Origin of the sequence: Candidatus Pantoea communis, assembly GCF_011752685.1 — a bacterium.
Lineage (GTDB): Bacteria > Pseudomonadota > Gammaproteobacteria > Enterobacterales > Enterobacteriaceae > Pantoea > Pantoea communis.
This window is the reverse complement of sequence record NZ_VWXC01000048.1, coordinates 1-3,539: the sequence shown is the minus strand read 5'-3', so window position 1 is coordinate 3,539 and position 3,539 is coordinate 1. Positions and strand designations below refer to the sequence as shown.

At 56.7% G+C, this 3,539-nt stretch carries 7 protein-coding genes; 1 reads left to right on the top strand and 6 read right to left on the bottom strand.

The features are described 5' to 3' along the window. A partial coding sequence (locus F3J37_RS27685; RefSeq protein ID WP_166936814.1) for a hypothetical protein occupies window positions 1–189 on the top strand: 189 nt, incomplete at its 5' end. 218 nt (window positions 190–407) lie between these two features. Here the strand turns inward: F3J37_RS27685 and F3J37_RS27680 are convergent. From F3J37_RS27680 to F3J37_RS27655, 6 genes are all read right to left on the bottom strand, one after another. Next, complete coding sequence (locus F3J37_RS27680; RefSeq protein WP_097118167.1) at window positions 408–674, bottom strand: biofilm/acid-resistance regulator YmgB/AriR; 267 nt, start codon at window positions 672–674, stop codon at window positions 408–410. Window positions 675–809: 135 nt separating this feature from the next. Further along, window positions 810–1,082 (bottom strand): hypothetical protein, encoded by a 273-nt coding sequence (locus F3J37_RS27675; protein ID WP_166936812.1) that lies wholly within the window; start codon window positions 1,080–1,082, stop codon window positions 810–812. A 104-nt stretch (window positions 1,083–1,186) separates the two neighbouring features. After that, window positions 1,187–1,429 (bottom strand): regulatory protein YcgZ, encoded by a 243-nt coding sequence (ycgZ, locus tag F3J37_RS27670; RefSeq protein WP_039328007.1) that lies wholly within the window; start codon window positions 1,427–1,429, stop codon window positions 1,187–1,189. Between the two features lie 278 nt (window positions 1,430–1,707). Beyond that, entirely contained in the window at window positions 1,708–1,962 is a 255-nt protein-coding gene (locus F3J37_RS27665) for a hypothetical protein (RefSeq protein WP_166936810.1), read from the bottom strand. Window positions 1,963–2,436: 474 nt separating this feature from the next. Beyond that, the gene (locus F3J37_RS27660) at window positions 2,437–2,619 is read right to left on the bottom strand and encodes a con-10 family general stress protein (protein WP_166936809.1); all 183 of its coding nucleotides are present in this window, start codon (window positions 2,617–2,619) and stop codon (window positions 2,437–2,439) included. Between the two features lie 264 nt (window positions 2,620–2,883). Further along, window positions 2,884–3,501, bottom strand: coding sequence for a hypothetical protein (locus F3J37_RS27655; protein WP_166936807.1), 618 nt, complete (start codon window positions 3,499–3,501; stop codon window positions 2,884–2,886). Window positions 3,502–3,539 lie beyond the last annotated feature (38 nt).

Genomic DNA, 3,539 nt, shown 5'->3' with positions numbered 1-3,539 from the left:
GACACCACCGCCGAAGATATCTACGCCGTTATCGGAACGGTCGTGGCGCGCCTTCTTAAGCCGGACCAGTACCTCACCCTTCACGAAATCACCAGCGCCCTGCACAGCATGGGCGAAGCGGCAGGCGATGCCGGGATGCGCGAGAGCTGCGAACGCGCCGTCAGGCTGCTGGCCCAGCAGATGCACTGACCTTCAGACTCCTCCCGTTCTGACGAACACTCCTCGCGCAATGACAGTGACGTGCCACACTGATAAATGTGAAATCGTTTAAACCGGGAGATGCCTGTGAAAGTCTGGATTGCCGTAACCCTCGCCGCCGCCGTCAGCTGCTCCGTGTGGGCTTCACAGGGAGGGTTTGACTCACCGGCTGCGCTGTCTGCCGCGCACGTCACACAGCAGAAGTAGCCTCAGAAGCCTTCGTCGTCGGGCGTTTTGCCCACTACGATTTCCAGCGCGCTGCGAAGCACGTCAAGCTCGACCACGTCTGAGGTGCTCTCCAGCTCGGCGATAAGATAAAGAATGATCGCTTTGCTGGTGACCTTTTTGCCGTGAATAACGATGTCGCGGATGACGGCGTCCAGCACGGCGGTCTCGGCGGCCAGCGCGTCGCCGCCGCTGCGGAAATGCTGGATGATGTCGGCTTCGGTGGTGGTGTGATGTTCGTTAAGCTGCATGATGTTATCCGTCAGGCCCTGCGGGCAAAAGTGGCCAGGCTCAGTGCCTGAAATAAAAAACGGTCACCTCCCGGGTAGCCGCGTCCTGCGGGCGTCCTGCCACTCTCCGCACTAGTCGGAGATTCGGTCTTCAGTTTACTTATTGTTACCGCCATCAGGGCCGGTCAGGGCACCGAATGCCAGCACGTCTGCGTCGCGGCTCTCACGTGACTGTACAAACTCGCTCTGCACCTCGCCCAGCGCCAGGGCAATGGCTGCACGCCTTTCCGGGTTCGTCTCGCCGCCGTTCATAGCGCGAAGCTGCCGTGCCACGCCGTCTGCGCTGATGTGGTCTTCGCTGCTCAGCAGCGCGACCACCGCCTCGCCCAGCACAACGTCGGCCAGACGAGTTAAATCTTTATTATTCATACCCGCATCTTCCGGTTCGTGCCTTCCGGGCAGGATGGCAGGACGGCCATTCCAGGCGGTCCTGAATGCATGCTGCGGGTCCCGCCTCATCACACCGGTGTAACTCAGCGTTCAAACAGCATGCCGATTAGCGTCTGGTAATGACGCTCTTCTTCCTGATTCGCTGCCACTTCAAGGCGGCGCAGCAGTTTGGTACAGATGGCCTTACGATTAAGGTTCTTGCCTGCGCGCAGGATTTCTACGACAATCTGCCCCAGCGTTTCCTGCTGGGTTGGCGCCGACGCCTTGCTGAAGTAATGCGCAATGTCGCTGGCGGAGTCCGGGAATTTCGTAACGTTCTGACGCATGGTGAACCTCTCAATGGTTAAAATGTAGTCGGCTCTGTCTGACCGTAAAGTTATACAACCAAATCAAACTTGTACAGCAATTGTGTTGTTGTACAGCTTATCTTTTTGTGCAAAAAATGCTAGATGTTACTAAACAGTAACTTAGGTGAGTATCAGCGCGCGAATGATGAGCGGGTTAACGAAGGGGTTGTACAACAGTCAGAACAGCATGCTCAGCTCAGGGGCCGGGGTACAGGGAAGAAGCCTGCCCGGTATCATCCGAACAGGCGGGAATGCCTTCAGTGCGCTGAGCCGCGGCCTGATGCGGTAATCCATCTCAGCTCGTCCCGGTTGCCCGGTAATGACTCAAACCCGCGGAGCCAGCGTTTCGCCCCTCTTATCTGCACGCAGCGCGCTGGATTTTTCTCGGCGGCAGCCATCTCAGCCAGCTCGCGGATAAGCGAGCCTACGGTAATGTCCGCATTATTTATCGCCAGATGAACCGCAGCCTCGCCAATAATCAGCTGGTTCTGGTCATGGTCATTATCATGCATGCTCTGCTCTCCCTCCGCCTTATTATGGTATTTCAGTGTAGTCGCTTAACGGACTGAAAGCCGGTTCCTTAGAAATACTTTCCGCGCATTATCCCGTAGTTCAGAATTATTTTCAGCCGCACAGCAATAAAAAACACCCTGAATTCAGATGCATGACAGATTATCAAAGGTAAATATCGGAAAATACTGAATAAAACTTATGTGTAGTCTGAAATCGTTTTCATCCGGAGATGCAGCCTGAGCATATGAATGTTTCGGGATTTAATCTCAGAAGAGGATTTAACATGGCCTGAAAAATATGGATGATAAGCCTGCAGGTTACTGGCTATTAATATGCGCCACATATCAGAAAAATCAGGGGGTAGCCCTGTTGATTATTCTCCTTTAACCTCAGAGATAATTAGGAAATAAAGATTCCCTAATTAAGCGCGCCGGGATAAAATTTACTTCCGGCGCGCGTCCGTGTGGTTTTATTTAAACTTCAGGTTTTGGGCTCCGCCGGCTGATAAGTCCGCCTTTGCGACCGGCCTCGCGCGCGCGATCGGGACAGTTTTTGAAGTTACCGCCGCTGGCGGCGCCGCCTTTGCTGCCCGCCTCAGCGGCGCGTGCCGGGTCGGCCGCGAAATTTCCGGCTCCCCCGCGTCTTGCTGTTGTCATGATGTCTTCCTCAGATAAGAGTTGTCCTGTATTTCAGACGGTTATAGTGTGGCACGTCTGTACAGGGCTGCCCGCCTTCAGGAAACTTTTTTTCAGGACCATGATGACGGACACGCAATACTGGGTGGCTGAATCTGAAATGCGGGCCCGCTGGACCCTCACGCTTGCGACTTCAGCGATATGCGCCAGGCTGTGTGTGCGGAACGGCGCGTGACATCCCTCCGGTGGAGAGTTGTTCTGCAGGCGTGCCGTGCCGCATTCGTATTACTTCTGCGCAGCGTTCAGGGGATGCGTGCTGATGACAACCCGTCTGCGCAAATGGCTTTCAGGCTCCGCTCCCCAGCAGAAGGCGGCCCAGTAGCCGCAGAACGCCAGCCAGCTGCGCACCGGGTGCAGACAGCCCGACTCGCCTGTGCCGTCCCACACGTACACGTAGTGCTCCGGGTCGCGCAGCGCCCAGGCCACCACCCCCTCCCACATCACTTTTGCCGCGTTGGTCTGCGCGCTGTCGGTAATGATGATCGACCAGCGATGCAGAAAATGGCAGAAGAACCGGCGCGCCAGGCCGTGCACCGCCCCCTCGTGCTGCGGCTGGCGGGTGCGCCAGACCATGACCTGTATGCAGGCGCGCTCCGGCGAGGTGAAGTCTTCGGTTTCTTGCAGCCTCACCGCATACACGGTCTCCGGATCACGCTCCTGCGTGACCAGCCTGAACTGTCGCTCTGCTCTGTTCTGCCAGAGGGTGTAGCCAAACGGCGTCACAAACCCGGGCAGCGTAAAAGGCTCTGCGTCGCGGGCAAGAAAGGCGCGGGTATCGGCCCGGTTGGTGTCTTCCGGATTCAGCACCTGGCTGAAGCTGGTGTCGGGCAGGGTAATGGGCATGCTGTCGTCCGCCGTTACTTTTCTGTTCACTTAGCCTC

Bases quoted from the DNA above. Each gene is read 5' to 3' on its own strand.
- F3J37_RS27680 (WP_097118167.1), bottom strand. From the start codon at position 674: ATGCAGCTTAACGAACATCACACCACCACCGAAGCCGACATCATCCAG.
- F3J37_RS27675 (WP_166936812.1), bottom strand. From the start codon at position 1,082: ATGAATAATAAAGATTTAACTCGTCTGGCCGACGTTGTGCTGGGCGAG.
- ycgZ (WP_039328007.1), bottom strand. From the start codon at position 1,429: ATGCGTCAGAACGTTACGAAATTCCCGGACTCCGCCAGCGACATTGCG.
- F3J37_RS27665 (WP_166936810.1), bottom strand. From the start codon at position 1,962: ATGCATGATAATGACCATGACCAGAACCAGCTGATTATTGGCGAGGCT.
- F3J37_RS27660 (WP_166936809.1), bottom strand. From the start codon at position 2,619: ATGACAACAGCAAGACGCGGGGGAGCCGGAAATTTCGCGGCCGACCCG.
- F3J37_RS27655 (WP_166936807.1), bottom strand. From the start codon at position 3,501: ATGCCCATTACCCTGCCCGACACCAGCTTCAGCCAGGTGCTGAATCCG.